Annotated in this window: 21 protein-coding genes and 1 pseudogene; 9 read left to right on the forward strand and 13 right to left on the reverse strand. The window is 66.3% G+C overall.

Translation table 11 applies throughout. The features are described from left to right. A pseudogene (locus KHO18_RS10740) lies at positions 1-432 on the reverse strand (translesion DNA synthesis-associated protein ImuA); the annotation flags it as partial. Positions 433-691: 259 nt separating this feature from the next. On the opposite strand from KHO18_RS10740, the gene KHO18_RS10745 reads away from it, so the two are divergent. Continuing rightward, positions 692-1,015, forward strand: coding sequence for a hypothetical protein (locus KHO18_RS10745; RefSeq protein WP_144196484.1), 324 nt, complete (start codon positions 692-694; stop codon positions 1,013-1,015). A 9-nt stretch (positions 1,016-1,024) separates the two neighbouring features. Here the strand turns inward: KHO18_RS10745 and KHO18_RS10750 are convergent, their stop codons facing one another. The 7 genes from KHO18_RS10750 to KHO18_RS10780 form a co-directional block, all read right to left on the reverse strand. Next, positions 1,025-2,098: a hypothetical protein gene (locus tag KHO18_RS10750; protein WP_144196483.1), complete on the reverse strand. Its 1,074-nt coding sequence runs from the start codon at positions 2,096-2,098 to the stop codon at positions 1,025-1,027. A 114-nt stretch (positions 2,099-2,212) separates the two neighbouring features. Continuing rightward, positions 2,213-2,710 (reverse strand): DUF1579 domain-containing protein, encoded by a 498-nt coding sequence (locus tag KHO18_RS10755; protein WP_144196482.1) that lies wholly within the window; start codon positions 2,708-2,710, stop codon positions 2,213-2,215. A gap of 168 nt (positions 2,711-2,878) precedes the next feature. Beyond that, the gene (locus KHO18_RS10760) at positions 2,879-3,280 is read right to left on the reverse strand and encodes a DUF2880 domain-containing protein (protein WP_144196481.1); all 402 of its coding nucleotides are present in this window, start codon (positions 3,278-3,280) and stop codon (positions 2,879-2,881) included. Between the two features lie 108 nt (positions 3,281-3,388). Beyond that, positions 3,389-6,505, reverse strand: coding sequence for an efflux RND transporter permease subunit (locus KHO18_RS10765; protein WP_144196480.1), 3,117 nt, complete (start codon positions 6,503-6,505; stop codon positions 3,389-3,391). Between the two features lie 6 nt (positions 6,506-6,511). After that, positions 6,512-7,684, reverse strand: coding sequence for an efflux RND transporter periplasmic adaptor subunit (locus KHO18_RS10770; RefSeq protein WP_144196479.1), 1,173 nt, complete (start codon positions 7,682-7,684; stop codon positions 6,512-6,514). 2 nt (positions 7,685-7,686) lie between these two features. Then, complete coding sequence (locus tag KHO18_RS10775; protein ID WP_211943157.1) at positions 7,687-9,120, reverse strand: TolC family protein; 1,434 nt, start codon at positions 9,118-9,120, stop codon at positions 7,687-7,689. Positions 9,121-9,370: 250 nt separating this feature from the next. Beyond that, a complete protein-coding gene (locus KHO18_RS10780) occupies positions 9,371-9,781 on the reverse strand; it encodes an auxiliary protein of the heavy metal cation-transporting efflux system HmyCBA (RefSeq protein WP_211943158.1) in 411 nt (136 codons plus the stop codon). Positions 9,782-10,043: 262 nt separating this feature from the next. Here KHO18_RS10780 and KHO18_RS10785 point away from each other — a divergent pair, with 262 nt between their 5' ends. Beyond that, the gene (locus tag KHO18_RS10785; RefSeq protein ID WP_244844699.1) at positions 10,044-10,391 is read left to right on the forward strand and encodes a hypothetical protein; all 348 of its coding nucleotides are present in this window, start codon (positions 10,044-10,046) and stop codon (positions 10,389-10,391) included. Between the two features lie 17 nt (positions 10,392-10,408). On the opposite strand, the gene KHO18_RS10790 is transcribed toward KHO18_RS10785, so the two are convergent. Together KHO18_RS10790 and prpR are read right to left on the reverse strand one after the other, a co-directional pair. Continuing rightward, the gene (locus KHO18_RS10790) at positions 10,409-10,924 is read right to left on the reverse strand and encodes a metal-dependent hydrolase (RefSeq protein ID WP_144196476.1); all 516 of its coding nucleotides are present in this window, start codon (positions 10,922-10,924) and stop codon (positions 10,409-10,411) included. Between the two features lie 109 nt (positions 10,925-11,033). Continuing rightward, positions 11,034-12,983: a propionate catabolism operon regulatory protein PrpR gene (prpR, locus tag KHO18_RS10795; RefSeq protein ID WP_144196475.1), complete on the reverse strand. Its 1,950-nt coding sequence runs from the start codon at positions 12,981-12,983 to the stop codon at positions 11,034-11,036. A 219-nt stretch (positions 12,984-13,202) separates the two neighbouring features. On the opposite strand from prpR, the gene KHO18_RS10800 reads away from it, so the two are divergent. From KHO18_RS10800 to KHO18_RS10820, 5 genes are all read left to right on the forward strand, one after another. Beyond that, positions 13,203-14,402 (forward strand): CaiB/BaiF CoA transferase family protein, encoded by a 1,200-nt coding sequence (locus KHO18_RS10800; RefSeq protein ID WP_211943159.1) that lies wholly within the window; start codon positions 13,203-13,205, stop codon positions 14,400-14,402. Further along, positions 14,399-15,343 (forward strand): hydroxymethylglutaryl-CoA lyase, encoded by a 945-nt coding sequence (locus KHO18_RS10805; protein WP_144196473.1) that lies wholly within the window; start codon positions 14,399-14,401, stop codon positions 15,341-15,343. The genes KHO18_RS10800 and KHO18_RS10805 overlap by 4 nt, the downstream gene beginning before the upstream one ends. A gap of 62 nt (positions 15,344-15,405) precedes the next feature. Beyond that, on the forward strand, positions 15,406-16,371 hold the full coding sequence (locus KHO18_RS10810; RefSeq protein WP_144196472.1) for a tripartite tricarboxylate transporter substrate binding protein: 966 nt from the start codon (positions 15,406-15,408) through the stop codon (positions 16,369-16,371). Positions 16,372-16,380: 9 nt separating this feature from the next. Next, complete coding sequence (locus KHO18_RS10815) at positions 16,381-17,175, forward strand: SDR family oxidoreductase (RefSeq protein ID WP_211943160.1); 795 nt, start codon at positions 16,381-16,383, stop codon at positions 17,173-17,175. A gap of 123 nt (positions 17,176-17,298) precedes the next feature. Then, a complete protein-coding gene (locus tag KHO18_RS10820; RefSeq protein ID WP_144196470.1) occupies positions 17,299-18,288 on the forward strand; it encodes a Bug family tripartite tricarboxylate transporter substrate binding protein in 990 nt (329 codons plus the stop codon). Between the two features lie 12 nt (positions 18,289-18,300). Here the strand turns inward: KHO18_RS10820 and KHO18_RS10825 are convergent, their stop codons facing one another. The 3 genes from KHO18_RS10825 to KHO18_RS10835 all read right to left on the reverse strand — a co-directional run bounded on the left by KHO18_RS10825 (position 18,301) and on the right by KHO18_RS10835 (position 22,304). Beyond that, positions 18,301-18,864 (reverse strand): J domain-containing protein, encoded by a 564-nt coding sequence (locus tag KHO18_RS10825; protein ID WP_144196783.1) that lies wholly within the window; start codon positions 18,862-18,864, stop codon positions 18,301-18,303. A 55-nt stretch (positions 18,865-18,919) separates the two neighbouring features. Further along, positions 18,920-20,239, reverse strand: a complete 1,320-nt coding sequence (locus tag KHO18_RS10830) for an NAD(P)/FAD-dependent oxidoreductase (protein WP_144196469.1) — start codon at positions 20,237-20,239, stop codon at positions 18,920-18,922. Between the two features lie 199 nt (positions 20,240-20,438). Then, positions 20,439-22,304 (reverse strand): PhoX family protein, encoded by a 1,866-nt coding sequence (locus KHO18_RS10835; RefSeq protein ID WP_144196468.1) that lies wholly within the window; start codon positions 22,302-22,304, stop codon positions 20,439-20,441. A 365-nt stretch (positions 22,305-22,669) separates the two neighbouring features. Here KHO18_RS10835 and KHO18_RS10840 point away from each other — a divergent pair, with 365 nt between their 5' ends. Both KHO18_RS10840 and KHO18_RS10845 read left to right on the forward strand, forming a co-directional pair. Beyond that, complete coding sequence (locus tag KHO18_RS10840) at positions 22,670-24,658, forward strand: PhoX family protein (protein WP_144196467.1); 1,989 nt, start codon at positions 22,670-22,672, stop codon at positions 24,656-24,658. 539 nt (positions 24,659-25,197) lie between these two features. Continuing rightward, positions 25,198-26,625, forward strand: coding sequence for an L-lactate MFS transporter (locus KHO18_RS10845; RefSeq protein WP_144196466.1), 1,428 nt, complete (start codon positions 25,198-25,200; stop codon positions 26,623-26,625). Positions 26,626-26,641 lie beyond the last annotated feature (16 nt).

A 26,641-nucleotide genomic window follows, 5' to 3' on the forward strand; every position in this document is an offset into this window, starting at 1 on the left:
CGGCGGCCGCACCCAGTACAGCTGGCGCGCGGGCAGGCCGGCCAGCCCCGCCGCCAGCCCGGCGGCATTCGGCAGATAAGGCGGATTGACGAACGCCACGCGCCGCCCCGCCGCAGCCAGCGTGCGCAGCGCCGGCATCAGCAGGCGCAGTTCGCCCACGCCATCGTGGGCAAGCAGCAGCTCGGTGACCGCGCCCGCCGGCCAGCCCCCGCCGGGCAGCTCCTGCGCCAGCGCGTCATAGCCGCTCGGGCACACGGGCAGCCGGCCGGCATGGCCCAGTTGCCCGGCGCGCCAGAGGCCGGGGTAGCGATGCTCGAGTTCGGCCACCGAGGCCCGATGATCGGGCACGGGCACGGGCGCCGACTCGGGCGGAGAAGGAAGTAGGGACGCACCATCCTCCACGGCAGGCAGGATGTGCGGGGGCGCAGTCATGGTGATGAATCCGGCACACGCGGCGGGCGTGCGCCATCGGAAGATTGACGATTACTGTATGTTTATACAGTATCGGCGCCGGCGCAAGAGGGGTATGGCCGAAGTGGAACGCGCGCCGCCCCATTCGCCAAAAAGTGCTGCCAAAGGCCCCACATCTCCCACTACAGTGGGGCAACTGCCACGAAACGACGCAACGGATTGCAAACAAATGTCAATCCGGATTGTGCAGCGCGGTGCAGGTGCGGAAAAATGCGCCCCTATGAAACGGAATACGCGTCAATGTGTGCATCTGCTGATCGCCGGTTTGCAGCGCGAGGGTCCGCTGCGCCGCGACGCGCTGGCTGACGCCAGCGGCCTGTCCGCCGAGGAGACCACCCGGGCGTTGAAGGCCGCGCGGCAGATGAGCGTGATCGACCATGTGCCCTACGGCCCGGGCACCCTGCCCGCGGCAGTCTATTACCAGCTGACGGGACGCGAACTGCCGCCCGCGCGCAAGAGTACGCGCGTGCCGCCCGCGCCCGACAACCGCTTCCAGCCCCTGCTCGACGCCTGGTGGAACAGCGACGAGCTGGACCGCGTCTGAAGGCCAGCGCTACGCCCGGCGCGCCCCGCGCTCCAGCGCCGCGATGCGGGCCTCGAGATCGTCCTGCCGCCGGATCACCCGGAACAGCTGGCTGCCCGTGACGGCGTCCGTGCTCCGCGCACTCACCTCACCCTGACGCAACCCGCTTACCTGTGTGGACGGCAACGCGACCTTGCCTCTGCCCGTGTCGCTGAACGCCACGACCGTATTCTCCAGGCCGCCATCCGCGTTCACCAGCAGCCCCGCGTCCTTTAACTGGCCTACGGTCACGACCTCGTCATCGTGCCTGCCAGGCAGAACGTGGGCGATGTAGCGGCCCATCGCCACGTTGCCGACGGACACCGAATCCTCGCGGTCGCACACGGCATAGGCACCGATCGCCACGCCGCCGTCGAATTCCACCTTGGCGCCCGATCCGACGACCGTTGCCCAGCGATTCGTGACGCGCAGACTTTGCCCGATACCGACCGATGCGTCGCCAGTCACCTGCGCGCCGCCACCGAGCGCCACCCCCCAGGACCCTTCGGCACGCGCACCGTACCCCACAGCCACGCATTGCTCTCCGGCTGTGTAGGCCGCGCCCCCCACTGCGACGGACGCGCCGGAAAAATATGCAATGGCACCACCCCCGATGGCGACGTTGTCGGTAAACGTTGCACTGGCGCCGCCGCCAATCGCCACCGCACGCTCGCCAGAGGCGTTGGCGTCGCAGCCCAGCACCACCACCCCGTCGTTGGGCTCTCCTGTGCCGACATACGCCAGGGAGCCGATCACCACGCCCCGGCCTGAAGTGGGATAGGAGACGCCCTCGCCGATCGCGACACTGCCCGCGCCCCCGGCAATGGCGGACGGCCCGATCGCCACCGCCTCCTGACCGGTGGCCTGGCTATCGGGTCCGGTGCTGTTGGCACGGAAGTACTTGGCCCCTTTGTCCTTGTCTTCGAGCGTCAAGGCATCGACACGCTGCTTGAGCGCCAGGAATTGTTGGCGGGTGACGTACAGGTCTGGCTGGAAGGCCTTGCGCGCCTCCAGACTTGCCGGAATGTCTTCCTTGTCGGAGACCGCGGTTTGAGAGTTAGCCATTGATGGACTCCTGAAGTTGGCGTTGGCCACGAAAGGTCGTCACGGAGGCGCATGGCGCGTGACATGGCCATGCTTCCACGCCGCCCTTCAGGAGTACATGGATTGAGGAAATGCCTACTTTTCCCGGCGATAGCGCGCCTGCATGATCTGCATCCACTCGCCGTCATCGCCCTGCATGAATGAGGTCAGCGTGCGGTTGTCGTCGTCCTGGAAGGCGATCACGTCGCGGAATTTCGAGGTCTTGCCCGGTACCAGCTTGCCTTCCGGCGTGAAGGTGGGGCCATCGGCGCGCAGGGTCAGCGTGCGGCCATCGGCCTCGAGGTCGCCCTCGTAGATCCACATGTGGGTCATCATCGACCCGATGAAGGTGCCCACGAAGTGCTTGCGGGTGGGGTCATAGCCCAGCGTCATCACGGTGACGGCGTGCCCGCAGCCGGGCATCTCGCCTTCGGAGCGGCCCTGCACCCAGAGGTCGCCCACGGCGCCTACCTGCTCGGGAATCTTCCACTTCTGCGGCGGGGTGTCCGGCCCCATCACTGCCTCGCCTTCAGCCATCCATTTGCCCACCAGCTTCTGCAGCCAGCGGTGTTCGTTGGTCGTTTCAGTCTGCATTGCAACGGTCTCCTGTTGATCCCTGGATCTGTCGATGATGTCGCTGCGCTCGTTGTGTACAGCGTACACAATAGCTTAGGAGATGGGCCCGTGCGTGTAAAGGCCCTCCAATGAAAAAGCCGCCAGGATGACAGCATTGTCATCCTGGCGGCTCGCAAACCCTTGTATCTACTGGGGCAGCCGTATCTTCGGCACGATGAACTGGTTGCCGGGCGCGCGCATGACATCGCACTGGACATCGCCCTTGCGCGCCTCGCCGGCCTGGTTCACGAACTCGACGTTGCCGACCACGCTGTAGAAGTCCTCCGCCACGCGCCGCGTGGTGCCGCGCACCCAGCGGAAGCGCTCCGGGTTCGGCAGTTTGGCCTTGACGGCCTCCATGCAGGCCACCGGCGCCTCGGGCGCCTCGGGGCGTCCGCCGCGCTGGCCCAGTTCGATATTGACGGGCGCCTGCGCGGAAGGCCGATCAGCAGGATCGGCCGTCTCGGCAGCGAAGGCGAACGTCGGGAGCGTGGCGGCAGCCAGCGCCACCAGCAGGCGGCGCCCCTGCCGTGAAACCGGCAAAGTCATGGGATCTCTCCGAAAAACGAAAAACGGCCGACACGCGTAGCGTGCCGGCCGGCTGTCATTGTACTGCGACGGTACGGGTCAACGTCCGGGCCAACGTCCGGGCCAACGTCACACCGACATGTCGCGCGCCTCCGGCTTGCTGTCGTCGAACCAGCGGTACAGCACCGGCACCATCACCAGCGTCAGCAGCGTCGAGGTGATCAGCCCGCCAATCACCACCACCGCCAGCGGGCGCTGCACCTCGGAACCGGGCCCGCTCGAGAACAGGAACGGCACCAGGCCCAGCATGGCGATGGTCGCGGTCATCATCACCGGGCGGAAACGCTGCGTGGCGCCACGCACCACCGCGTTGCGCAGCGACATGCCCGACTCGCGCAGCGTGCGGATGTACGACACCAGCACCACCCCGTTCAGCACCGCCATGCCCCACAGCGCAATAAAGCCCACCGACGCCGGCACGGACAGGTACTCGCCCGTGACGAACAGCCCGATGATCCCGCCGATCGACGCGAACGGCAGCACCGTGATGATCAGCGTGGCAAAGCGCAGCGAGTTGAACAGCAGGAACAGCAGGAAGAAGATCGCGGCGATGGTGATCGGCACGATGATCTTCAGGTGGCCCATGGCGCGCTCCATGTTCTGGAACTGGCCGCCCCACTCGAAGTAGTAGCCCTCGGGCAGCTTGACCTTGCTTTCGGCCGCGCTCTGGAGTTCGGCCACGAAGCCGCCCAGGTCGCGATCCTTCACGTTGATCATCACCACCACGCGGCGCTTGGCCATCTCGCGGCTGATCTGCGCGGGGCCGTCGCTGACCTCGATCTTGGCCACGGACTCCAGCGGCACCTGCACGCCGTCCGGCGCCGGCACCAGCAACTGGCGGATGGCCTGCACGTTGTCACGGAAGTCCTCGGGCAGGCGCACCGCCGCCGCGAAGCGGCGCTCGCCCTCGAAGATGTCCGTGGCGCGCTTGCCGCCGATGGCAATCTCGATGATGTCGTGGATGTCCGACACGTTCAGCCCGTAGCGCGCAATCGCCTGCCGGTCGATCTCGATCGACAGGTATTGCTGGCCCGAGATCCGCTCGATGCGCACGTCCTGCGAGCCCTGGATGCCGCCCGCCACCCGCGCGATCTCGCCGGCCAGCTCGCGCAGCTTGTCGAGGTCGTCGCCGAAGATCTTCACCGCCACGTCGGAACGCACGCCGCTGACCATCTCGTCCACGCGGTCCGAGATCGGCTGCGCCATCACGATCTGCACGCCCGGAATGGCCTTGAGCTTCTCGCGGATGGCGTTGGCGATGTCGTCCTGGGTCCAGCCGTCCGGCCACTCGTCGCGCGGCTTCAGGCTGGCGATGGGGGTGGACTCGTTCTGGCCCTGCGGGTCGGCCGGGCTCTCGCCCCGGCCCACACCGGACACCACGGACTTCACCCCCGGCACCTCCAGCACCAGCTTGTTGGCCATCTTCTCGAGCTTGATCGACTCCTCGAGCGAGATGTTCGGCACGCGGTCGATGGCGGGCACGATGGAGCCCTCCTTCATCTCGGGGATGAACGAGGTACCCAGCAGCGGCACGATCAGGATCGTCGCAACGAACAGCCCCACCGCCGACAGCACGGTGGTCTTGCTGTTCTGCAGCGCCCAGTGCAGCAGGCGCAGGTAATTGCGCTTCATGAACGCGATGATCTTCGTGTCATGCTCGGCGCCGCCCTTGAGCAGGTAGGCGGACAGCACCGGCGACAGCGTCAGCGACAGGAACAGCGAGATCGCCAGCGCAATCGAGATGGTGAACGCCAGCGGCGCGAACATCTTGCCTTCCATGCCGGACAGCGTCATCAGCGGCAGGAACACCAGGATGATGATGCCCACCCCCACAATCACCGGCGTGGCCACCTCCTGCACCGCCTTGACGAGGATCTCGGTCCGGGTCAGCCCCGATTTCTCGGCGTGGCCCAGCCGCTCGAACGCGTTCTCCACCACCACCACGGACCCATCCACCATCAGGCCGATGGCGATGGCCAGCCCCCCCAGCGACATCAGGTTGGCCGACAGCCCCACCTTGTTCATCACGATGAAGGTCATCAGTGGCGTGAGCACCAGCGTGGCCAGCACGATCACCGACGAGCGCACGTCCCCAAGGAACAGGAACAGCACGATCACCACCAGCACCACGCCTTCCAGCAGCACCTTGGTCACGGTCCACAGCGCGGCATCCACCAGTTCGCTACGGTCGTAGTACGGCACGATCTGCAGCTTGCCGGGCAGCATGCCGCGGTCGTTGATCTCGGCCACGCGGGCCTTCACGCGGCTCACCACTTCCTTGGCGTTGCCGCCGCGCATCATCATCACGATGCCGCCCACGGCCTCGGTCTGGCCGTTCTTGACCAGCGCGCCCTGCCGCACCTCGTGGCCGATGGTCACCTGCGCCACGTCGCGCAGGTAGACCGGCGTGCCGTTGACCTCCTTCAGCACGATGCTGCCGATGTCGTCCACGCCCTTGGCCAGGCCCACGCCGCGAATCAGGTACTGCTCGGCATAGTGCGGCAGCACGCCACCGCCCGAGTTGGCGTTGTTGCGCGCCAGCGCCTGGTAGACCTGCTGGATGTTGACCCCGTAGTGGCGCATCCGCTCCGGGTTGACCAGTGCCTGGTACTGCCGCACGTAGCCGCCCTGCGAGTTGATTTCCGCCACGCCGGGAATCGAGCGCAGCAGCGGCCGCACCACCCAGTCCTGGGCGATACGGCGCTCGGACAGCTCCTCCTGCGTCAGTTCGCGGTTGCCATCGTCGGCGCGGTCCAGCGTGTACTGGTAGACCTCGCCCAGGCCCGTGGAAACGGGGCCGAGCACCGGCGTCACGTCCGCCGGCATGCGCCCGCCCACCTCGATCAGCCGCTCCATTACCAGCTGGCGCGCGAAGTAGACGTCGGTCTTCTCCGTGAACACCAGCGTGATCAGCGACAGGCCCGCCTTGTTCAGCGAGCGCATTTCCTCGAGGCCGGGCAGGCCGGTCATCGACATTTCGATGGGCACCGTGACAAAGCGCTCCACCTCCTCGGGCGAACGGCCGGTGGCTTCGGTAGCGATCTGCACCTGGACGTTGGTCACGTCCGGGAACGCATCGACCGAGAGCTTGCCGGCGGCGCGCAGGCCGAAGAAGAACAGCACCACGGCAATCACGCACACCACCAGCCGCTGCTTGATCGCGGCTTCAACTAGGGATGTCATCATGGCCGCTTACCCCTGTTCCAGGCGCTTGCGTTCATTGTCCAGATGGAACGCGCCCTCCACGACCACGCGGTCGCCCGGCTTGATGCCGCCCTGCACCACGCGCATGCCGTCGCTCTCGGCGCCGAGCTTGACCTTGGTGATGCGGTACTGGCCCGGGGAGGTTTCCACGTAGACCTGCTCGTCGTTGCCATCGCGCACCACGGCGGACTCCGGCACCACCAGCTGGTCCACCGGCTTGCCGGCAATCAGCATGCTGGCCAGCATGGCTGGCTTCAGGCGCCCTTCCTTGTTCTCGAGTTCCGTGCGGACCAGCACGGTGCGCGACTGCGGGTTCACGGTGCGGCCGACGTAGATCAGCTTGCCCGTGATGCGGCCGGCGCCGTTGGCCACCGACGGCACCTCGATATCCACGCTCTGGCCCTCGGCCACCTGGGCGGCCTGCTGCTCGGGCACTTCGGCCACGACCCACACGCGCGACAGGTCGGCCACGGTGTAGAGCGCGTCGGCGGGCTGCACCACCTGGCCCTGGGCCACGTTGCGCTCCACCACGGTGCCCTGGATGCTGGAGTAGACCGGCGAGTACGAGTCGATGCTGCCGTTCTTGGCCAGCGTGGCAATCGAGGCCACGGACATGCCGAGCACGCGCAGCTGATCACGATAGGCGCGCATTTCGGCGGCGGCAATCGCGTATTCGCTCTCGCGGCGTTGCAGTTCGGCACGGCCAATCACGTCGGCGGCAAACAGCTGGCGCGCGCGCTCGGCATTGCGCGCCTGCAGCGCGCTCTGCGCCTCGGCCTTCAGGAAAGCCATCTGGGCGGCGCCCAGCTCGCTGCTGTGCAGGCGGGCCAGCACCTGGCCGGCCTTGACCTCCTGGCCGAGGATGCCGTACAGGTCGGTCACCCGGCCAGTCACGCTGGCGCCGATGCGGGACACGCGCTGTTCGTCGAAATCGATGCGGCCGGACACGCGCAGCATCTCGCTGAACGGGGACGTGGCGACGGGCGCCACCTTCAGCGTTTTCTGGAGGTTCTCTTCGGGCTTGACGATGCCGGGCGGCAGCTTGGGCGCCTCGGCGGTCGGCTCGGGTTTATCGGAGCAGCCGGCCACGGCCATCAGCATGACCGCGGCGGCGGTCAGGGAAAGCAGGCCACGTGGACGATAGGGATGATGGGGGCGCATGATCAGTTCGGAGTCGGCGGATTCGGGGAGTCGGACATCGACGGCGCACCGGGGGCACCGGGTGCGACACCGGCGGCGGTGCCGGGGGCAGTCGACATAAGCTTTTCAATCTGGATGGCGGCAACCTGGAGTTCGTACTGCGCGGCGATCAGTTCGCTGCGGGCATTGCGCAGCACACGCTGCGCGTCCAGGTAGTCGAGAATGCCCCGCTCGCCGAAGCGGTAGGCGGCCTCGGCCACGCCCAGCGCGGACTCGGCCTCGCGCACGATGCCGGACTCCAGCGCCGTGACCTGCGCCTGGGTGATCTCGTACTGGCGGTAGGCGGTTTCCAGTTCCTGGTTCAGCTCGAACTCGCGCGCCTCCAGCGCGGTGCGGGCCTGGGTGGCCTGCGCCGCCGCCTCGCCCACCGGGCCGCTGCGGCGGTCCCACAGCGGAATCGTCATCACCAGGCCGATCTGCGACACGTTGTTGTCGGGCTGGCGGTCCGTGCTGGCGCGCACGGCCACTTCCGGCCAGCGCAGCGAGCGCTGGTAGTCCACGCCCAGCCGGGCGCGCTCCAGTTCCATGCGGCGCTGGGCCAGTTCGGCGTTGCCGGCCTGCATGGTGTCACGCAGCACGGGCAGCATCGGCACGTCCGGGGCGTTGCCCAGCGTGCCGGTCAGGCGGAAGTTCGGCGGCAGCGCGCCGCCCACCTGCTGGCGCAGCGCGGTCTTGGCCTGCTCGACGCGCAGCTCCGTGGTCTGGAGCGTCTTCTGGGCAGCCAGCAGTTCGGTTTCGGCCTTGATCAGCTCGTAGCGCGGCGCTTCGCCCACGTCCACGCGCACCTTGGCGCGGGAATGGATCTGGCGCATCAGGGCCAGGTCTTCCTGCGCGGCGGCCAGCTCGGTCTCGCGGCGCAGCACCTGGTAGTACGTGGTCTTCACGCGGGCGGAGAGGTCGCTGCGGAACGCCTGGCGCACGGCCTGCGACGCTTCCAGCCCGCGGCCGGCCATCTCCTGGCGCAGGCTGCGCTGCTGCGGATAGTCGAACTTCTGGACGAAGGCGTAGGACGGCGCGTTGCCGCTGGCGACACCGGCCTCCTTGCCGTGAAGTCGGCCATACATCACTTCTACCTGCGGGTTCGGATAGGCCCGCGCGGTGCTGATGGCGGCGGAGGCCGCATCGACATTGGCCTGCGCGGCCTCCACGCCCTTGTTGGTGGACTGGGCCAGCGAGAGCAAATAAGGCAGGTCGAAACTGTCGGCGGCGGCCATCGTGGCCGGTGAGGCGGCGCGCGGCAACGTCACAGGACCGGACGGCGCGGCAGGCTTGGTGGTAGCGGGCTGCGCCACCTTGGGTGCGGCGGCGGCGGCGCCGGGCACAGGCTGCGCGGCCATTGCCGGCGCCGCTACCAGCGATAGCGACGCGACCCAGGTCAGCGTTTTATGGATAGTCATGTCGGAATCAATCGAGCGATACAACTGCCCGACGCCACCACGATGGCCAGGCGTGTCCTCGGCTGCGGCTGGGCTGCGGGAGGACTGCAAGGCATCACGCCGTGACGGCTCGGGTCACGGACGCTTGGGGGCGCTCAGGGGCAATGGACGGGACGACGCACGGCTGGTTAAGAGTAGTCGCTCAACGCCATGGCGGCAGAGGCGACAGAGACGACAACGTCAGAGACAGCGCGCGAGGGGGCCCGGAAGATCAGGCGAGGAGATTGGGCGGCCGGAACAGGCCGTCCGGTTGGGACGCGGAGCGTCCCGGCAGGATGGGCGCCACGTCGTCGATCGACTGGGCCAGTTTCATGTCGGGGAGATCGAACAGCGCGCTGGATTCCTCGATTTCATCGAGCAGATCCAGCGGATCCAGCAGGTCGGCCGACCAGATATTGCAGTAGCCCGGCGGCGGCGCGTTGTCGAACAGCGCCTCGGTCTCCAGCGCGGCATCGCCGGGCAGGACGATCTGGGCGAGGTCGTCACCGGTGGCCAGCATCGCGTCGTAGTCCGGCATGGCCGCCTCCACCTTCGGCGTGGACGCGAGCGCACCCGCCGCTGCCGTAAAGGACAGCGCGGACAGCCACAGGGCAGTCAGCAGAAAGAGGATGAAGCGTCTCAAAACGGGGGCGCGATGAGGGTTGGGGCGTTAGGACGTTTGGGGCACAAACCGGGACGGCGCCGGGTTCTTGCAGAACCTGCACCAGCGCCGGGGTTGCTGCGGTACAGCATTGTAACCGAACGCAACAATTGACAGGTCAGGTGGGGTAGTAGTTCCCCTAGGAATGACGTCCCCCTGCGCGCGGCCATCCGCCGCGACGGTGCTACGATCGCCGCTTTGGAACCCGCAGCGCGCCCACGCCCGCACGCGTCGCTATCGTCACATGCATCGAATTTCCCGTAGATCCCTGATCCGGCTGACCATTTTCCTGAGCTTCGCCACTGCCACCCTGGCCACCCATGCCGAAGGCATCGACCTGGACTGCGACCCCGCACTGGCCGCCACCGCCCTGCCCGCCCACCGCCTGATCTACGACCACGCGCTGCTCTCCATGGGCTACCGCCGGATCTTCGCGGACCAGCAGCGGCTGCTGCGCGAGCAGAGGATTACTGACGCGGAGGTTGTGGCCTTCCGCAAGCAGCGCGATGCGTGCACGTCCCTGGAGTGCCTGGATACGGTGTTTTCGGGGTGGAAGCAGAAGGCCGGCGCGGTCAGGGGGCGCAAGCCGTGATGCTGGCCTTGACCGGCTCAGAAGTGCGTCCGCAGATGCCGGACGAGCGCGAGGTGATGGCCGCCCTGCAGCCAGAACTCATGGGATACCGCCAGGGCAATCAGCCATGAAGCCGCAACGACGAGAAGGTCGCACCGCCCGCTCTTCCACCAGTTCAGCGAATGGCGCCCCGCGATCCACGGTACGCCCAGCGGGTTCGGCCAGTCGGCCAGCAAGTGCATGACGCCACCGCAGGCGAAGCCGAATGCGGGTGCAGCCCAGGGATGGGTGCCCAGCGCGTGGTAGGCCCATAGCATCAGGCCAATCCACGCGATGCCCCAATGCGTCCAGGTGCGATGGGTAATCCACAGGCGCCGCGACCTCGACCACCATGCCACTTCCATCCAGTCTGGCGCGGTGCTGCCCAGCACCGCCGCCACAAACCCCACAATGCTGGCCCATCCCCACCCTTCGCCGCCGCCCTTCGCGATGACCACTGCAGCGATGACGGCCGCCGCCCATCCGGTGGCGTGGTGAGCTTTGCTTGAGGCCATGAGACTGCGCGTGTACGCCGGTGATCCATGAGGGGGCGCAATCTTGGCAGATGTGCGCGAGAAACACCAGCGCTGGATCGACCACGTCGTGGGGGGGCGGGGCGCGCCTCTATGAAACCTGTGCCGTGGCCGCCTTCTCCCAACGCCACAACGTCGCGCGGCTCACCCCCAGCCGCTGCGCCGCCTGCTGACGATTGCCGCCACACTCGGCCAGCACTTCCAGCACGCGCGCGCGGGGTGCGGTCGATGGCGGCGACGCAAGCTCCGGTTGTGGCGGCGCCATGATGCTGGCCGCCCCGAACAGTTCCGGGCAGTCGTGATGCAGTTCGTCGAACGCAATGCGCGCCAGATCCTCCCATTGCGAGAAGAACACCGCCATCCGCTCGCAGATATTCTCCAGCTCACGGATATTGCCCGGCCAGGCATGGGCCTGCAGCCTTGGCAGCAGGCGCGCGACCAGGGCCGGTGCGTCGAGGCGCGAGTCCAGCCGGTCCAGCGAGCGCCGCAGCAGGAACGTGGCGAGCAAGGCGATGTCCTCGCGGCGCTCGCGCAGCGGTGGCAACGCCAGTTGCAGCGTGTTGATGCGGTAGTAGAGATCCTGACGGAACTGCCTGGATGCGATCAACTGCGGCAGCGGCTGATGCGTCGCCGCGATAATCCGCACGTCGACCGGAATCGGTATGGCACCGCCCAGACGCAGGATCTCGCGCTCCTGCAGCACGCGCAGCAGCCGCGTCTGCAGCGAGACCGGCATGTCGCCAATCTCGTCAAGAAACAGCGTGCCGGTATGGGCCGATTCGAACAGCCCGCGCTTGCCCCCACGGCGCGATCCGGTGAAGGCGCCCTCGTCGTAGCCGAACAGCTCGCTTTCCAGCAGCGCCTCCGGAAAGGCCGCACAGTTGATGGCGACGAACGGCTTGGCGGCGCGCTTGCTCTCGTTATGAATCGCCTGTGCAAACTGCTCCTTGCCCACCCCACTCTCGCCGGATAGCAGCACCGTGAGATCCGTTCTGGCATAGCGCCGCGCCGTTGCGCAGGCGCGTTCGAAGGCCGGGCTGGCGCCGATCAGGTTGTCGAAGCGGTTGCGCGCATTGCGCGGATGCCGGCGCTGCTGGCTGCGCAGGCTGGCATCCGCATCCTGGATATTGCGCGCGTCATACAGCGTAATGGCCGCACCCACCGTATCGCCATGCTCGCGGATCGGGGTGCGATTGGCGATCCAGTCACGCTGCGCGAAGCGAAACACGCTGCCCCGCTCCTGCATGCCGCTGGCCAGCGTGGCTTGCAGCGACAGCGCCGGCTCGATGTCTTCCAGATGCTGGCCGATCATTCTCGCCTTGACGCGGCCCAGCAGCATTTCCATCGGCGGGTTGACGGCAATCACGCGATTGTCGCGGTCGACGGCCAGCACGGCCTCCTGCAGATTGTGCAGTACCCCGTTGAGCTGGTCATATCGGCCCGCTTCCAGGCGGGCCACACGCGCCAGTTCGATGGCGTCTTCAATCCCCTGGCGCACCGCATTGATCGAATAGGCCAGGCGCCCCTGGATGCCGTACTGCTCCGCCAGTTCCATGACGATGCTGGAACCCACCACCACCTCATAGCCATCACGCACGAGCCGCTCGAAGCACTGCCGCGCCTCGTCCGGGGTGCGGTACGCGTACTGCGCCACCTCGATATTGAGCAACTCGCGGACGGCATCCAGCTCGGGAATGCATTCGCCGTACATCACCACGCCTACCCGGTTCGAAATATGCCGTGCCTGCAGGAGCGCCACCAGGATGTCGAAGCCACTGAGCTTGATGGTGGCCACGGGTGCATCGAGCGCGTTGCGCAGGATCGTGGCGTTTGCCCCTGCGCTGACGAAGACGTCGGCCGACCCATCGCGCAGGCGATCGTGCGCGGCGTCCAGTGCGGCCTCGAACGAGCCATTGACCACCTCGATCGTCGCGCGGTCGGCGAACTCGTCCAGCACCGTCATGGCGAAGCGGCTCAGGTGCTTGTAGCTGATAAAGCAGAGACGCGGCAGGCTGCCGCGTTCGGGGGAGGTGCTGCGCATGGGTCTCCTCGTCGGCCGCCTCCAGGCGCTGCGGCGCCTCTCGTGTACGTTGCACGCGTGTTTCACGGCGGTTTCATGAAATGTCTCATGAGTGTTTCATGAAACGTGCGCCACGTCACCCCTCCCTCCTCATTCCATTAAAAATCAGTCATTTAGCAACTCCCCCATGCATTGGCATACCGATTGCACTGAACAATCAATACGAACACGGAGGAAGCAATGCAGGCGCTCGGACACATCACCGTACTTGACCTGACCCATATGCTCTCGGGCCCGTACGGCACCATGCTGCTGGCCGACCTGGGCGCACGCACGATCAAGGTGGAGCCCCCTGGCACCGGGGAAGGCACGCGCAAACTGCTTGCGGAGAGCGAGGACTACGCCCGCGACGGCATGGGCGCGTACTTCCTCACCCTGAACCGCAACAAGGAAAGCGTGTGCGTGGACCTGAAGTCCGAGGCAGGCCGGGCGGTGTTTCTGGATCTGGTGCGCCATGCCGACGTGGTCTTCGACAATTTCAGCGCCGGCGTGACGGAGCGCCTGGGTATCGATTACGCATCGCTCTCCAAGGTCAATTCGCGCATCATCACCTGCTCCGTCACCGGCTTCGGCCAGACCGGGCCAGACCGGCAGCAGCCCGCGTTCGACCAGGTGGTGCAGGCCATGGGTGGCGGCATGTCCATCACCGGCATGTCGGATGGCCCGCCGGTACGCAGCGGCATTCCCGTGGGTGACCTGGGCGGCGGTGTGTTCGGCGCCATCGGCGTGCTGGCGGCGCTGGCGGCGCGCGAACAGACCGGGGTGGGCCAGCACGTGGACATCTCCATGCTGGACGCCCAGATCTCGCTGCTGAACTACATGGCGACGATGCACCTGATGTCCGGCCTGGTGCCCGAACGCATCGGTAACAGCCATTTCGTGCACGTGCCGTACAACACCTATCCGACCCGCGACGGCCACATCATCATTGCCTGCATCGGCGACGCGTTCTTCGAACGCTTCCTCAGCGTGATCGACCATCCCGCACTGCGCGCACCCGAGTACCTGAAGCAGCCGGGCCGCTATGCCGACAAGGCGCGGATCGACGCCATCATCGCCAACGAACTGCGCGCCGAGTCGTCGGCCTACTGGCTGGCCCGTTTGCGGCAGGCTCGCATTCCGTGCGGCCCCGTCAACGATTTCGCGCACGCCTTGCGCGAGCCGCAGGTGGAGGCACGCGACATGATTGTCGAGGTGCCACTGAAGACCGGCGAGACCGTGCGGATGCCCGGCAATCCGGTGAAGCTTTCCGGGGTGACCACGCCGGCCTATACCTGTCCGCCCGCGCTGGGCGAGCACACGGCCACGGTGCTGCGTGACACGCTGGGCTATGACGACGCACAGATTGCGCGGCTGCGCGAAGCTGGGGCCGTAGCATGAGCGACGCACAACGCCATGCCACGCCGGACATCGTCATCACGGACGTTGCACCGCGCGACGGGCTGCAGAACCAGGCCGTCGCCATTTCCACCGATGCCAAGGTAGAACTGATCCGCCTGCTGGCGCGTGCCGGCGTACGCAGCGTCGAGGCCACCAGCTTCGTCTCGCCGAAGGCCGTGCCGCAGATGGCCGACGCGGCGGACGTGGTCCAGCGCGCTGCGGCACAGTGCCCGGACCTGCGGCTCTCCACGCTGGTGCCGAATCTCAAGGGGCTGGAACGGGCGCACAGCGCCGGGGCCACCGAGATCGCGGTGGTGCTCTCCGCCACCGAGACGATGAACCAGCGCAACATCAATATGGGGCTGGACGCCGCCACCGATGTCAGCGAACAGACGCTGGTGCGGGCGCGCGAACTCGGCCTGCGCACGCGTGCCTATGTGGCGGTTGCGTTCGATTGCCCGTTCGAAGGGCCGGTCGACCTCGATACGGTGTTGCGTCTGGCCTGCCGCATGCGGGACGCCGGCGCGGAAGAAATCGTGATCGCCGACACCATCGGCGCTGCAGCGCCCGCCGCCGTCAAATCGCGCATGGCTGCGCTGGCACAAGCACTCGACCCCGGCACGCTGGCCGTGCATCTGCATGACACGCGCGGCCTGGGCGTCGCCAATGCATGGGCCGCGTTGGAAGCCGGCGTGCGCCGCTTCGACGCCAGCGTGGGCGGCATTGGCGGCTGTCCGTTTGCCCCGGGCGCCGCAGGCAACCTGGCCACCGAAGACCTGGTGCTGATGGCCGAGCAATGCGGCCTGCGTACCGGGATTTCGCTCGATGGACTGCTCGACGCGGTGACATTCGCCGAATCGCTGCTGGATCGCCCCCTTGGCGGCCGCTCCATTGCATGGCTGCGGCGCCAGCAGAACCCTCGCGGCAAAAGCTGCACGTAAGGCCGGCACGGATGCCGCCGAGCATCCGGTCACACAAGACCCATAAAGGAAGGAGACACCCGATGAAGAACACTCGCTGGATTCGAGGCGTGCTGGGCGCCATGGCCTGCGCCGCCGCGCTGGCTTCTGGCCACGCGGCTGCGAAGTGGCCGGAAAAGACCGTCACGCTGGTGGTGCCCTATGCGCCCGGTGGCGGCACCGATATCGTCAGCCGCCTGGTCGCGCAGAAGCTGTCCGAGCGTTGGGGGCAGTCGGTAGTGGTGGACAACCGGCCCGGCGCCAACGGCGTGATCGGCTCCAGCCACGTTCACAAGTCCGCCCCGGACGGCTACACGCTGCTGATGGTGGTGGGCTCGCACGCGATCAATCCTGTGCTGATGAAAAGCCTGCCTTACGACACGGTGCGTGGCTTCTCCCCGATCACGCGCCTCGCCATCTCGCCGATGGTGCTGGTGGTATCGAAGTCCAACCCTGCGAAATCCCTGACCGACCTCGTCAGTGCCGCCCGTAGCCAGCCGCTTGGCATCGGCTACTCAGAAGGCCAGACGCGACTGACCGGCGAACTGCTGCGCCAGGCGGGCAATCTCAAGACCATTCCGGTGTCGTACAAGGGCGGCGCACAGATCATGGTCGATGTGATCGGCGGCCATGTGGGCGCCGGATTCACCAGCGTGCTGACGGCATTGCCCCACGTGCAAAGCGGCAATCTGCGCGTGATTGGCGTGGCGGCGGATCAGCGCATGTCGCTCTTCCCCGATGCGATGACGTTCAAGGAAGCCGGACTCGATGGCGTGGAATCGCTGAACTGGTATGGCCTGTTCGGGCCGGCGGGCATGTCGCCGGCCATCGTGGAGCAGATCCATCACGACCTGCAGCAGGTCACGCAGGACCCGGCGCTCGCCAAGCAGATGAAAGACCAGGGGGCTACCATCGTCCTGACCCCACCGACGGAGTTTCGCGCCTTCCTCGACAAGGAAACGCGGAAATGGGCCGACGTGGCCAAACGCGGTGGCATCCAGCCCGAATAGGAAATCCCCATGGATCTTGAACTGACTGACAAGCGCGTGCTGATCACCGGCGGCAGCCGCGGCATTGGCCTCGCCTGCGCCCGCGCGTTCCTGCGTGAAGGTGCCAAGGTGGCGATCATCGGACGTAGCGAGGCCAATCTCGCCGCCGCGCGGACCGCACTGGTGGCCGATGCGCCGGGCGCCGATCCGTTCACGGTTGCGGCTGACCTGAGCGACGCGGCGCAGGCCGCGCACGCCGTTGACGCCGCAGCCACCGCATTGGGCGGCATCGACATCCTGGTCACGTCCGCCGGTGGCGCGCGCCGCACCCCGCCTGCGGAGCTGACGCCCCAGTCGTGGCGCGAGGCGATGGACGCGAAATACTTCAGCTACATGCACGTCATCGACCCGGTCATCAAGCGCATGGCCCAGGCTGGGCACGGCGCCATCGTCAACGTCGTCGGCATGGGCGGCAAGGTAGCGAGCCCGACCCATTTGCCCGGCGGCGCCGCCAATGCCGCCCTGATGCTGGCAACGGCGGGGCTGGCCAGCGCGTACGGCCGGTTCGGGGTGCGGGTGAACGCCCTCAACCCATCAGCCACGCGCACCGAGCGGCTTCAACAGGGCCTGGAAGCCGAAGCGAAACTGGCTGGCACAACCGTCGAGGAGGCCCTCGGCAAAGCCAACGAACGCACCGGGCTCGGGCGGCTTGCCGCGCCCGAAGAGATCGCCGATGCCGTGCTGTTTTTCGCGTCGGCACGCGCGTCCTACATTTCGGGGGCGATCCTGTCGATCGACGGCGCCACCACGCCCATCGTCGTCTGATGTCGCCCGATGTCGTCTGATGTCGTCTGATTGCACCGAAGCCGTACCCGTCGTTCCGCAGTACCAGATTGCAGATAACAGGCGAATAACGCCGAACTCACTGTTGCAGCAGGAGGAGACCCTATGCACCGCCGTACCCTCGTCAAGGCGCTATGCGCCGTTGCCGTCACCGTCGCCACGCCGGCCATATCCGGCACCAGCGCCTTCGCGCAAGACTACCCGTCGCGCCCGATCCGGCTGATCGTGCCGTTCGCGCCGGGCGGCGTTTCGGATACCAGCGCCCGTGTGATTGCGGACAGGCTGGGCCAGCGCCTTGGCCAGCAGATCGTGGTCGACAACAAGCCCGGTGCCTCGGGAAATATCGGCAGCGCGATGGTGGCCCAGTCGGCGCCCGATGGCTACACGCTGCTGCTCGGGTTCGACGGCACCATCGTCATCAATCCGCATGTCTTTCCCAAGGTGCCATTCGACCCGGTCAAGGACTTCGTGCCCGTCGGAAAGATTGGCGATGCGGCGCTGATCCTGATTACCCACCCGTCCGTCCCGGCGAAGAACCTGAAGGAACTCGTCGCGTATTCGCAGACCCGGCCCGAAGGGTTGTCATATGGCAGCGCCGGCACCGGCAGCACGCCGCACCTGGCCGGGGAGCTGCTCAAGGCCCGCACCGGCCTGAAGATGACGCACATCCCCTACAAGGGCGGCGGCCAGGCGATGGGGGATCTGGTGGGCGGCACGCTGCCGGTGCTGTACACGGCCGTGGCCGGCGCGCAGCAATACGTGAAAACCGGCAAGGCCACGGCGATTGCAGTTTCCGGCGCGAGCCGCGTATCGACGCTGCCGGATGTGCCGACGCTGGAGGAATCAGGCGCCCCAGGTCTGGTCAGCGACTCGTGGGTGGGATTGCTGGCCCCCGCCAAGACGCCAAAGGAGATCGTCGACCGGCTGTCGAAGGAGTTGAATGTCGTGGTCAACCAGCCCGAGACGCGCGAACGGCTCGCCACGCTGGGCATCGATCCGGTCGGCAATTCATCGGAGGCGTTTGGCAAGCAGATCCAGGCGGACCTGAAGAAGTACGGCGAGGTCGTCAAGACCGCCAACATCAAGGTCGAGTGAGACGCGGCGCGGCTAGCGGAACCGGAACATCCCTTGCCAGAACGTCTCGAACGCACTGACGGGTTTTTCCGCTTCCGCTGGGGCGGCCCCGGGTGACGGGGCGACCCCGGCTTTGTCCACCGCCCTGCGCGACTCATGCAGCGCCCAGACGCTGTCGGCAATGCGTCCGGCAAGGTCCGCCTCACAATCCCGGCCCAGCAGCACACCGAACAGGACGTCGCGGGTGTGCCCATCGTCGGCAAAGCGCATGGCGATGGCGACCATCTTCTCGTAGTGCTCCTGCGCCGCACGCCTGGCCGCTTCCTGTGCCTCGCGCGCCTCGGCTTCCTCGGCCGCTTGCTCGGCTTCCCAGCGGCGCATTTCGCGTTCGAAGACGTCGTCGTAGACCTGCCGCTGCTCGGCATCGGACAGGATCGAATAGGCATCGCGAATCTGCTGGAAGGCCGCATGCGCCTCGGCTTCGCGACCGGGGTTGCGGTCCGGATGCCACTTCATCGCCGCGCGGCGATAGGCGAGCTTGATCTCGTCGAGGGTGGCATCGGACTGTACGCCAAGCGTCGCGTAGAGCGTATTCATGGGGAGCGGGGCAGGGCGAAAAACGGAGGTGTCCATCCTAGCATGCCGCACTGCATCAAATCTCGCCGCCGGCCCCCGCCAGTTCCTTGCGCATCCGCATGGCAGCCCCGATTCGCTTGAATGGGTCGGGCGGAATCCAGTTGGGCTGGCTGTTGGCGAGGATGAAGTCGAGCGCGGGACTTTGCATGCCGGCCATGAACTCCGCCATGTAATGGCCCAGGTAAGTGCCTTTGGCCACACCCACACCGTTGCAGCCCACCACGCTGTAGACGCCCTCCGCTTCCTGCCGGAAGATCGAATGATGATTTCGCGTCACGCTGATCATGCCACCCCAGGTGTGTGCGAATGGCTTGGTCGCCAGTGCCGGGAAACGCGCCTCAAATGACAGCCGGTGCTGGTGCATGGCCTGGCGCAGGTCGGCGTCAGACGCAAGCAGCGCGGGACGGTAGTGGAATGTGTTGCGCACGAAGAGCCGCTGATCCGGGGTGTAGCGGACGGTAGTGCCGGCAGGATGCGCGGATGTGGTGCCCCAGGGCGCCACATCATCGAACAGGCCCATCTCATCGGGCGTCAGCGGCTCGCTCAGGCTGGCGTAGGTGAAGACGGTGGCCAGGCGGTTACGCACCTTGCCGAAGGTCTCGCTGAAGCTGCCCACCGTCAGCACAAGCTTGTCCGCCCGCACGGTGCCACCGGCGAATTCCAGCACATGCGGAGGGCCGTCATGGCATGCCGTCACCGGACTGCCTGTAAACAGCGTGACCGATTCAGGAAGGCTTGCCGCCAGGCCGCGCACCAGCGATGCCGGATTCACCAGCACGTTGCCGGGTGTGTAGACGGCGGCCTGATAGTACGCCGTGCCCAGCCGCCGCGACAGCGCGGCGCCTTCTACCAACTCGTAGTCAAAGCCGGCCCGCTTCAGGCCTTGCGCGAAGCGTTCCAGCGCGTCCATGTGCCGCGCTTCATGGGCGGCCATGTACTTGCCGGCGTCCTGCCATGCGCAATCGATGCCATGGCGATCCTTGAGGCTGCGCAGCCGCTCGATGGCGAACAGGTTCAGCGTGTGGAGCTTGCGGTTCGATTCGACGTCCGCCTCGCCCCCATCCACGTTGTGCGGCACATCGATGATGAAGCCAGCGTTCCGGCCCGATGCACCCTGCCCCACTTCCAGCGCATCCACCAGCGCAATGCGCGCTTGCGGATGCAGTTCGGCCAGGCGCCGTGCCAGCGCCACGCCGGTAAAGCCGGCGCCCACCACGGCGTAATGGAAATGATGATGTCCGCGCAGCCGCTGGCCGATGGCCGCGTGACGGGAAGGCGATGTTTCGAACCAGCCGAGCTGGCCGTCGATGGCGGGAAGTTTGCGAATCTGGGGCATGGCGTCGATCTGCGCGTGAGGCGCGAACGGCATTGTAAGGCGTTGGCGCGGCAAGGGGCCCAGACCCTGAGTTGGCGGCGCTGCGGAGCTGGTCTCCGCCAAAGTCGAGGGAAGATAAAAAAACGCCACGATCCCTGCGGACCGCGGCGTGTCAATTGCCGATCAGGCGGCACCCACTATGCCGCCCTTCGCGCCTGCATCAGGCGCCGATCGGCTTGCCTTGGTTGTGCCGGATGACGACCGTGGATGAGCGTGCCGGGAGGCTGGCGCTCGGCCATTTGTCGTTCGGATGCTGGATGTTCACGAAGAACGTCGTCAGATCCGGCGTGTATGCGAGACCGGTGATTTCGCAGCCGTGCGGGCCGACCAGGAAGCGCTTCACCTCGCGCGTGACCTGGTCCACGTAGTGCATCGAATTGGCACCGAAGATGTCGGTGGTGCTGGTGCCCGTGCCCGCATCGGTCTGCACCCACAGGCGGCCCTTCGGGTCCACGCGGATGCCGTCGGGGCTCGAGAACGTGTCGCCCACCATGTTGCCCTTCAGGTTCGCCGCCGCGATGGACGGGTCGCCGGCCAGCAGCAGGATTTCCCACGTGAACTTGACCGCCAGCGGCGAATCGCCGGTTTCCTTCCAGCGGACGATATGGCCGTGGGAGTTGGTCACGCGCGGGTTGGCCGCGTCCGTCACCTGACGGCCGCCGTTGTTGGTCAGCGTGCAGTAGACGGTCTTGTCCAGGCCCACCGTGATCCACTCCGGGCGGTCCATCAGCGTGCCACCGGCCACGCGGGCGGCGGCCTTGGTGTTGATCAGCACGTCGGCCTGGGTGTTGAAGTCGATGGCTACCGGCGCCGGCGGCACGACCGACTGCGTGAAGTTGCCCGGGTCCGAGGCGCCCGCCACGAGGCCGTTCTTGCCCTGGGTCAGTTCGACCCAGTCGCCCGATCCGTCGGCGTTGAACTTGGCCACGTACAGCGTGCCGTTGTCGAGCAGGCTGGCGTTGTTCAGGCGGTTGGTCGCGTCGAAGGCGGCGCTGGGGATGAACTTGTAGATGCAGCCCGGCGTGCCATCGTCGCCCATGTAGAACGCCACGCGATTGCTCGAATCGGTCATGAACGCGGTGTTCTCATGGTCGAAGCGGCCCATGGCGGTGCGCTTGACCGGCATGCCCGAGATCTGCTGGAGGGGGTCGATCTCCACCACCCAGCCGTAGCCTTCGTCGGCTTGCGTCGGGTCCAGGTAGTTGTCGGTGGTTTCCTCGCAGGTCAGGTAGGTGCCCCACGGCGTATGGCCGCTGGAGCAGTTGTTCAGCGTGCCAACCACGGTGCCGCCCACCACGCTGGCGGCCGGGCCCGAGACGCGATACAGCGAGTTGCCGGTGTAGCGCTTGTTGTACGTCGAGTTTTTCTTGACCTGCCAGGCATTGGCGACGAATTCGACCTCGATCACCGACACGCCAACCGACGACAGCGCCAGCCGCTTCTGCTCGGGCGTGGCGGTGCCGGCGTTGTAGGAGCCCGAGAACAGGATGGCGCTGTCCATGGCCTCGTGGTTCATCACGAGCAGGCCGCCCTTCTGCGGGTCCGTGCCCGGGATCTCGAAGTAGTGCATGCCGTCGTGGTTGCCGCCGGCCTGGCGTTCGGTTTCCGCCGACGACTGGAACGCGCCCGTGTAGCCCACCGAGCCCGCTTCCACCGGGTCGCCCGCCGAGAACAGCACGGTATACGAATAGTTGGTCGGCAGCGTCACGGTGTCAGCGGTCACCTTGTCGGCCACCGGCGTGAAATTGATGCTGTAGTCCAGCGGCTGCACCGGGGTCGGCGTGGGGGCCGCGCCGGGTCCCGGGGCCGGTGCCGGCGCCGGAGCGGGATCATCATCGCCACCACAGGCCGCCAGCAGGCTGCCGCCGCCGAAGGCCGACAGCAGCGACAGGCCCAGACCGCCACGCAGTACCTTGCGGCGCTCGGGGTTGGCGGCGACGATTTCCTCCAGCGTCTGGCCCGGAACGGTGACCGAGCCCTGGGCTTCACGGCGCGGCGCGCGGAACTTATCGGTGATGTACGACATGAGTAGAGACCTCCAGTTGTATGGGAAACCACCGGGCTTCTGATGTCCCGGAGGCGACTTGCCGGCCCAGATACTAGCGATCACAAATGACGGTTTCGTTACATCATGTCTGCACAGCGATGCATTCCCGGCAAATGAGGTTGAGAGACATTTCAGCGGCGATGATCGCAGCCCTTTTTTGCATTTTTGCGACGCTCCGCCAGCGCCCGGCGGTAGTCCAAGTGATGGTTATTGCGCTTTCAACACCTTGTCACAGTCCGTTCATAGGATGGCGTCCGGCCTGAACGATTAGAGGTCGTTCCCACTGCGGCGACATGGCGAGCCTTGCCATCCGGTTGCCGACCCACACAAAAAAGGACGAGAAAATGTTGGACAAACTCAATGCATCGCGCCGCAAGGCCCTGAAACTCCTCGCCGGCGCGCCGATGCTGCCGCTGGGCCTGGGTTCCGTTTCCCTGCTGGCCGGTTGTGGCGGCGACAGCGACGCTGCCACGCCGGGCACGCCCGCCACGCCGGGCGCCACCCCCGCGACGTTCGCCTCCGCCGAATTCACGGGCATGGCCGCGCCGACGCTGGCCGACCCGGCCGCGATGTCCACCACCACGGTGGGCTCGTCGCTCAAGGTGACCATGAGCGACGGTACCAGCCAGACCTACAAGCTGGCCTACCAGCCGTTCTTCATCACCGGCGACGAAGTGTCCGACGGCAACGGCGGCAAGATCCTGGCCGGCGGCTACGTCGACATCAACAACCAGCCGATCATCGACCGCTCGGTGGCCGGCAAGGAACGCCAGTTCTTCTCCGACTCGCCGGATGGCACGTCGCTGCTGAAGATCGACGGCGCCAAGGTGGCCGGCGTCACCGGCAACACCGTGTTCGCCGTGGTCCAGTTCGAATACAACACGGCCGACCAGGCCGGCGTCTCCACCTACGGCTGCCTGCCGTCGCCGATCGCCGTCCTCACGCTCGACCAGAACCCGACCACCGGCAAACTGACGCTGGTCAAGTACCACAACGTCGATACCTCCAGCGCCAACGGCCTGTGGATCACCTGCGGCGCGAGCCTGTCGCCGTGGAACACCCACCTCTCCAGCGAAGAGTACGAGCCGGATCCGTGGACCGCGGACGCCGCCCTGCTCACGCAGTACACCGCCTATGCCACCAACCTGTACGGCAACGCGAGCATTCCGCTGAACCACTATCTGTACGGCCATCTGCCGGAAGTCACGGTGAACGCGGACGGCACGGGCTCGATCAAGAAGCACTACTGCCTGGGCCGCATCTCGCACGAACTCGTGCAGGTAATGCCGGACAACCGCACCGTGCTGATGGGCGATGACGCCACCAACAGCGCCATGTTCATGTTCATCGCCGACAAGGAGAAGGACCTGTCCGCCGGCACGCTGTACGTGGCGAAGGTGGGTTCGGGCTTCTCGGTCGATCCGGCTGCCGCCGGCGCCGCGCTGACCTGGATCAAGCTCGGCCACGCCACCAGCGCCGAAGTGGAAGCGATGGCCAAGTCCCACCGTCCGCAGGACATCATGGACGTGAAGTGGGCAGACCCGGTGGACACCAGCTACACCAAGATTTTCGCGAACGGCATTGCCCAGTGGGTCAAGGTCGTACCGGGCAAGGAGCGCGTGGCCGCGTTCCTGGAAACCCACCGCTACGCCTACCTGGCCGGCGGCAGCATGGGCTTCACCAAGATGGAAGGCACCACTGTCAACATCAAGGACAAGATCGCCTACTCCGCCCTGCAAAACGTTCAGGACTCGATGGTGCTGAACAACGCCAAGGGCTGGAACGCCGCCAGCAACATCAGCTTGCCGGCCGCGCTGAAGGCTGGCGTGGTGATGCAGCACAACCTGACCGGTGGCCAGACCGACACCAGCGGCGCTGCCATCCGCAGCGAATGGGTGCCGGTGCACACCAAGGCGCTGATCGCCGGCAAGGACATCGCCGCTGACGCGCTGGGCAACACGGCAGATCCGGAAACGATTGGCAACCCGGACAACCTGAAGTTCTCGGAAAAGCTGCGCACGCTGTTCATCGGCGAAGACAGCGGCCAGCACGCCAACAACTTCCTGTGGGCGTACAACATCGATACGAAGAAGCTGAGCCGCCTGATGTCGGTACCGGCTGGCGGCGAATCGACGGGCCTGCACGCCGTGGACGAACTCAACGGCTGGACCTACATCATGAGCAACTTCCAGCACGCGGGCGAATTCATCGGCACCATGCCCGCCGGCGTGAAGACCACGCTCGATCCGCTGGTGCGCGCCAACTACAAGGACAAGTTCGGCTCCGCCGTCGGTTACCTGACCGCGGATGCCACCAGCGTCAAGCTGGGTTGATGTCCTGAAGTACCCGGGCCATCCGCACTGCCGGGTGGCCCGGTCATGTGGCAAAAATCCCACGCCCCACGGGCACCACCCAGTCTCATTCCCGATCAACGCCCGCAATTCACGCGGAACGGGAATATGTCATCTTTAGCCTATTGAAGTCCTGAATAAGGGCGGATAAGGTTCGGCGAATAATATTTTCCACGGTGATATATGTTATTCGCGACATATATTGCACGCCCCAATCTGGAAATCCAAATGAGTCTTTTCGAAACGGGACGCAGCACGTCTTTGTTTGCCCTCGATGCCGGACCGCCCAGGTCCGTTGCACACGCACGTCCAGTGTGCGCCGCCCCCGTTTCCACCGCGTAGTAACTAGTCGGACTGCCCCGGGGCCACAAACCCTCTCAAAGCCCGGGGGCACCGACATAGCTGGGGGTAATTCGTCCAGGGCGTGACGGGGTCAACCGCGCTGCCGCCAGAGCAGCCGGGCGCGCCAGGCCAGTGGGGACGAACTACCCGGTATTCCCATGTCCCGGAGAATGTTCAAAATGAGCAGCGTGATCAACGATGGTGGCAGCCCGTCCTACGGGCGAGCGCCGTTCTTTTCCAAGGAAGCGACCTACGCCAAACCGGGATTTTCCCGTTGGATGGTCCCGCCCGCCGCGTTGGCGGTGCACCTCTGCATTGGCCAGGCCTATGCTTTCTCGGTATTCAATGCCCCCCTGTCCAGGGTAATCGGTATTACCGAATCCGCACCTGACGACTGGAAACTGACCACGCTGGGTTGGATTTTCTCGCTGGCCATTTTCTTCCTCGGCATTTCAGCCGCCTTCGCCGGCAAATGGCTGGAACGCGTGGGCCCGCGCAAGACCATGTTCACGGCGGCCTGCTGCTTTGGCGGCGGTTTCCTGATCTCCGCGCTCGGGGTCTATACGCACCAGATCGTGCTGCTCTACCTCGGCTATGGCGTGCTCGGCGGGATTGGGCTGGGCCTCGGCTATGTCTCGCCGGTCTCCACACTGATCCGCTGGTTCCCGGACCGCCGCGGCATGGCCACCGGCATGGCCATCATGGGCTTCGGCGGCGGCGCCATGATCGCCGCGCCGCTGTCCGTGGCGCTGATGAACACCTTCAAGAGCGCCACCTCGGTCGGCGTGACCCAGACCTTCCTGGTCATGGGCGTGGGCTACTTCATCTCGATGACCATCGGCTCGCTGGCGATCCGCGTCCCGCCGCCCGGCTGGAAGCCCGCCGGCTGGACCCCGCCGGTCACCACCAACAAGATGATCACGCGTAACCACGTGCACATCGACCAGGCTCTGAAGACGCCCCAGTTCTACCTGCTGTGGGTGGTGCTGTTCCTGAACGTGACCGCCGGCATCGGCGTGCTCGGCCAGGCCTCGCTGATGATCCAGGAAAGCTTCAAGGGCTCGGTCACGCCGGCCGCCGCCGCGGGCTTCGTGGGGCTGCTGTCGCTGTTCAACATGGGCGGCCGCTTCTTCTGGGCCTCGTCGTCGGACTGGATCGGCCGCAAGAACACCTACTTCGTGTTCTTCGCGCTGGGCGCCGTGCTGTACTGGCTGGTGCCGCAACTGGGTGGCGCCGGCAGCATCGCGCTGTTCGTGCTGGCCTACTGCGTGATCATGTCGATGTACGGCGGCGGCTTTGCCACCATCCCGGCCTACCTGGCCGACATGTTCGGCACGGCCTACGTGGGCGGTATCCATGGCCGTCTGCTGACCGCCTGGGCCGCCGCCGGCATTGCCGGCCCGGTGCTGGTGAACTACATCCGCGAATACCAGGTGGCGCACGGCGTAACCGGTGGCGCGGCGTACACCATGACGCTGCACATCATGGCTGGCCTGCTGGTCATCGGCTTCCTGGCCAACCTGCTGGTCTCGCGCGTCAGCGACAAGCACCACATGAGCGACGCCGAAGTAGCCGGCATGGCCGGTGTGGCGGGCGGCGCGCACTAAGCACCTAGAACGGAGT

The sequence above is a fragment of the Cupriavidus campinensis genome (assembly GCF_905397395.1).
GTDB classification, from domain to species: domain Bacteria; phylum Pseudomonadota; class Gammaproteobacteria; order Burkholderiales; family Burkholderiaceae; genus Cupriavidus; species Cupriavidus campinensis.

Excerpts from the sequence above, each read along its gene's own strand:
- KHO18_RS10745 (WP_144196484.1), top strand. The coding sequence starts at position 692 with ATGAAACGGAATACGCGTCAATGTGTGCATCTGCTGATCGCCGGTTTG.
- KHO18_RS10750 (WP_144196483.1), bottom strand. The coding sequence starts at position 2,098 with ATGGCTAACTCTCAAACCGCGGTCTCCGACAAGGAAGACATTCCGGCA.
- KHO18_RS10755 (WP_144196482.1), bottom strand. The coding sequence starts at position 2,710 with ATGCAGACTGAAACGACCAACGAACACCGCTGGCTGCAGAAGCTGGTG.
- KHO18_RS10760 (WP_144196481.1), bottom strand. The coding sequence starts at position 3,280 with ATGACTTTGCCGGTTTCACGGCAGGGGCGCCGCCTGCTGGTGGCGCTG.
- KHO18_RS10765 (WP_144196480.1), bottom strand. The coding sequence starts at position 6,505 with ATGATGACATCCCTAGTTGAAGCCGCGATCAAGCAGCGGCTGGTGGTG.
- KHO18_RS10770 (WP_144196479.1), bottom strand. The coding sequence starts at position 7,684 with ATGCGCCCCCATCATCCCTATCGTCCACGTGGCCTGCTTTCCCTGACC.
- KHO18_RS10775 (WP_211943157.1), bottom strand. The coding sequence starts at position 9,120 with ATGACTATCCATAAAACGCTGACCTGGGTCGCGTCGCTATCGCTGGTA.
- KHO18_RS10785 (WP_244844699.1), top strand. The coding sequence starts at position 10,044 with ATGCATCGAATTTCCCGTAGATCCCTGATCCGGCTGACCATTTTCCTG.
- KHO18_RS10790 (WP_144196476.1), bottom strand. The coding sequence starts at position 10,924 with ATGGCCTCAAGCAAAGCTCACCACGCCACCGGATGGGCGGCGGCCGTC.
- prpR (WP_144196475.1), bottom strand. The coding sequence starts at position 12,983 with ATGCGCAGCACCTCCCCCGAACGCGGCAGCCTGCCGCGTCTCTGCTTT.
- KHO18_RS10800 (WP_211943159.1), top strand. The coding sequence starts at position 13,203 with ATGCAGGCGCTCGGACACATCACCGTACTTGACCTGACCCATATGCTC.
- KHO18_RS10805 (WP_144196473.1), top strand. The coding sequence starts at position 14,399 with ATGAGCGACGCACAACGCCATGCCACGCCGGACATCGTCATCACGGAC.
- KHO18_RS10810 (WP_144196472.1), top strand. The coding sequence starts at position 15,406 with ATGAAGAACACTCGCTGGATTCGAGGCGTGCTGGGCGCCATGGCCTGC.
- KHO18_RS10815 (WP_211943160.1), top strand. The coding sequence starts at position 16,381 with ATGGATCTTGAACTGACTGACAAGCGCGTGCTGATCACCGGCGGCAGC.
- KHO18_RS10820 (WP_144196470.1), top strand. The coding sequence starts at position 17,299 with ATGCACCGCCGTACCCTCGTCAAGGCGCTATGCGCCGTTGCCGTCACC.
- KHO18_RS10825 (WP_144196783.1), bottom strand. The coding sequence starts at position 18,864 with ATGAATACGCTCTACGCGACGCTTGGCGTACAGTCCGATGCCACCCTC.
- KHO18_RS10830 (WP_144196469.1), bottom strand. The coding sequence starts at position 20,239 with ATGCCCCAGATTCGCAAACTTCCCGCCATCGACGGCCAGCTCGGCTGG.
- KHO18_RS10835 (WP_144196468.1), bottom strand. The coding sequence starts at position 22,304 with ATGTCGTACATCACCGATAAGTTCCGCGCGCCGCGCCGTGAAGCCCAG.
- KHO18_RS10840 (WP_144196467.1), top strand. The coding sequence starts at position 22,670 with ATGTTGGACAAACTCAATGCATCGCGCCGCAAGGCCCTGAAACTCCTC.
- KHO18_RS10845 (WP_144196466.1), top strand. The coding sequence starts at position 25,198 with ATGAGCAGCGTGATCAACGATGGTGGCAGCCCGTCCTACGGGCGAGCG.